This is a genomic window from Bacteroidales bacterium, assembly GCA_018334875.1.
In the GTDB taxonomy this organism is placed as follows: Bacteria; Bacteroidota; Bacteroidia; order Bacteroidales; family UBA12077; genus JAGXLC01.
The window spans coordinates 1-3,771 of the sequence record JAGXLC010000394.1 but is presented as its reverse complement, the minus strand read 5'-3'; the positions used below and the strand labels follow the sequence as shown (position 1 = coordinate 3,771).

The following is a 3,771-nucleotide window of genomic DNA, read 5'->3' as shown; positions in this document are numbered from 1 at the left end:
TTTATTTTAAGCCGATCAACCAGGGCTTGCTCTTCAGAACTGAACCCATCCTTATAGAAAATCTCCAGTCTATAAGAATCGGCTTCCCAGTATTCCAGGGCATATCTAAAAACAGGTATGGGACAGGAAAAACTGAAAAGAGGAATTGACAAAAACAATCCGATGAACAGGAGGATTGATGTTGATATTTTGGTCGCGAATATTTTCATAAGTTGATCAGTTGTTTTCACCAGATGTCTGATTGTCCATTGTGATTTCAATACCTGATATAACCGTTGGACGGGTATGGTTTGAAAATTCAATGCGGAGGCTGTCTTCAACCTGTATATCCTTGAATTCTTTTCTGAGCACACGCCGGGTTCCTCCAGCCTGCTGAGCCAAATCAAAATTTTCAAGCACTTTCTCTCCCTGAATGGAAACATCAAAAACCCGTTCACCAGCCGAAAAATTACCAGGTTCGGCAAAATACAAAGCAATGGTATAGGATACTTCATCCAGAGAGCCTTTAGGAACCAGATCCGCTGAAATTGAGGAGATGCCTTCAGCTCCGTAGGAAGCCACCCAATTGTATTGTTCCTCGGGATTTTTAATCCAGGTAGCATGATGGCCAAACCATTTAACAGCATCAGGTTCGATTTTCACAGGAAGTTCCGGCCCTTGGTCATATCCCCTGGGATATTCAACCCACAGCACATCATCTTCCTTTCTTTGGCCCGGAGCGCCAAAGTTGATACCCAGGCTGCGGATCACCTCATCCTCAATGGAAATCTTGTTGAATGTCCACATTTCCAGCCCCGCATAAGGCATATGAGCCATAGCAAAGCTGCACTGCAGCGGATAGGAACAGGTACAGGTTCTTGTATAATCGGGAACATTCAGTATGCCGCCGGCAGGAACAAGGTTGTTGGTACATCCTGCCTTCCATCCACTGATGTTTCCGCTACCTCCGAAGTTCGACAAATCATAATACCCGGCGCTTCCCGATCGGAAAGCAATAAGGTTCCTGCATGCATTCATTGTACCGCAGCCGTAGGTTTTGTACCATTCCCACCGATAATCCTCTCCTGTAACCGGGTGATCCCTGAAAACTACCTCCCCGGTTTCCGGTTCAAATGCCGGTTCCTCCGGGTCTCCAGGAATGATCATATCCGGATGAAGCCCCAGCGGGCCGGTGTATTTATGCCTGGCTTCCCATAGTATTTCTCCGGTCGAGCTGTTATGAGCTATCAAACGGTCATCCGGTTCATCCGGCAGCGGACGCCTCGCTCCGCGCCGACCTCCCTGCAACAGAATCCCCTTGTCTTCATAAAGCCCAAGCCAGGTTCCGAACACATTTTCATTCATTGACCACAGCTCCTGGCCTGTCTCTAAATCTAAAGACAAAAGCCTCGAATCTGTTATATGCTCTCCCCTTCTCCTCAGTATTTTTACCACTTCCTCTGACAATCCGTCAACCAGAAATAAACGATTTTCGCCGGCAACGATGGCGTTATGTCTAAAGCCTTGTTCAGACTTTTTCATCCACAAAACTTCTCCGCTATGGCGGTCCATAATAAGCAAAACAGAGCTGGACGTCGCATTCCAGTTGCTTTCTTTTCCCGGTTGTTCACCTTCCTCAAATATTTGAGGGCCAATGGCAGTAATCAGATAATCTCCCGATACCATGACATGGCCGAATTCTTTTACCTCTAAATCCTGTATTTCAGGCAGCCGAAATTCGGTTACCAGTTCACCTGTAGCTGCATTCAGGGACAGCAGCCTGTCTTTATAAATGATATAAACCCTGTTTTCAGTTGAAACATAAGGACTCCCAATAAAATTTGCTCCCGGGTGATTGGACATATACACTTCATTCCCGGCTCTGAATTTTTCCTCAAGCTCCAGGTCGGTAAAAGGATGGCCAATTCCCGGAATTTCTTTTACCCACAATTCTCTTCCGGTATATGCACATCGGGCGCTGATGGTTTCCACTCCCAACAGAAACACTCTGCCTCCGACAACCTGCGGTATAGGTCCGTTATGATGTCTGGGTAGCACATTCCGGTTAGAAGGGCCTCCGAACCATAGGATTCCCAGAGGTGGTTTCACCAGGGTATCGTCAGAATAAGTCCGGTTGGAAGAACCGGAATACTGGTGGGTCCACTGACCTGAACCGGGAAGCGAACCTTTCCTTTTCAGAAAGGCGAAATCATTCTCCCTTTCCAGAATTCCATTCTCCAGAGAAAGTTGATTGACCTTATCCTCAAAGCCGGGATCTATCCCTGCAAAGCAGGCCGTGCCCCCATAAGGCCGGAGGGCACCAAAGGCTTTTCTTATATCTTCAGCGGGTTCATCACCATTCAGGATGATCAGGTTATAGATGTAAGGAAGGAAATAAGAGCTGGATTCATCTTCTTCAATCACTGCAACCCTTTTGCCATAAATACCCGAATCGTCAAAGCGGCGCCTCAGCATTTCCACCTTTGCAGAATCGGATTCCACCACCACAAAATGCATGGAACTGCTATCTGTCAAACTCTTAATCAGCTCACTGTTTCCTGCCTTATAAATCATTCCATATCCCGTTTTGTTTCCGGCTTTTTGAAGGATGGAAGACGCGAGGTTGGAAAATTGCTCATCCGGTTCAGAATGCTTCGGTTGATAGGAATGATGCTTCACAGAAGCTAAAAATCCCTTTTCTCCAAAGCAATATATCTTTCCTTCCCTGGTTACTACATATAATTTTTGATCAGCGGCAAACATACGCCATATTTCTCCCTCAATGTCATATTCCCAAATCCCATCACCAGGCCTGCCTTCATTGTCCAGGGGAATCAGAGATGCCGTTTGGCCTTTGTTTCGGCTTACTACATAATGGGAATCGGTTTTACAGTAAAGGTGTTCTACATCATCCACCTCAACATTCCATTTTTCTTTCACTTCATAACGCTCTTTTATGGCACCCCTTTCAAGCCTGTCCTGAATTTCAACCTCTGTTGTCGTGATATCCGCATCATGGGCAATAAGCTTGTCATCGACTGCCCCAATAAAGGCCTCATCGGTTATAACATCTCCCGGCACATGTCCGTATTGTGCGCCGTCTTTCAAGGCATAAAGCATGCCGTGGTTAAAAAACCAGTCCTCCGTAGCAAATGCTCTATAACCACCAGCGCCTTTGCCAACATTACCACTGGGAAGATTGAAATATAAGAATTCACCGTCCTTTTTGTCAAAGACAGCCGGAGGTGTTCTTCCTCCGGGTACGATCAGTTTATCCCCACTTAAAGTCAAATAGCCCTGTGGTGAGGGTCCGCCGTATGAGTAGGCGCCACCGTGCTGATGCAGTGACCATTGTGAACCGGCAGTACTGTTGGTCCATAATTGATCTCCACTTTCTGCATCCACTGCATGAATAAAGACTCCTTCATAAGGCACTACACCAGAGGCAAAATAAATCACGTCATCCTTGATCACGGGACCACCCCTTGCCGGCCACATGCTTATTATCCTTTCGTTCCCCAGGACCTTTCTGGTCGAGTAACTCCCTTTATAATTCCAAAGAAGCTCTCCCGAACCGGCATCCAGACAATAGAGGTAGCCGTCATCGGAGACAAAATAAACCTTACCGGAATCATATACGGGAGCAAACCTTACCGGGCCGCCAGCGTAATATCGCCAGAGCTCTTTCCCGTTTCTGGCTGAATAGGCAGTTATTCGGTCGGAGACCATAGAAGGAACAAACAATTTGCCTTCTCCAACAACCGGCTCATAAGAAACATCAAAAGCAAGTTT

General features: G+C 46.6%; 2 protein-coding genes. Both read right to left on the bottom strand.

The window, feature by feature from the left end:
- Positions 1–209: hypothetical protein (locus KGY70_18695; GenBank protein MBS3777231.1), on the bottom strand; the 209-nt coding region annotated here is incomplete at its 3' end.
- Between the two features lie 7 nt (positions 210–216).
- Positions 217–3,771 (bottom strand): PQQ-binding-like beta-propeller repeat protein (locus KGY70_18690; GenBank protein MBS3777230.1); only part of this gene is annotated, 3,555 nt, incomplete at its 5' end.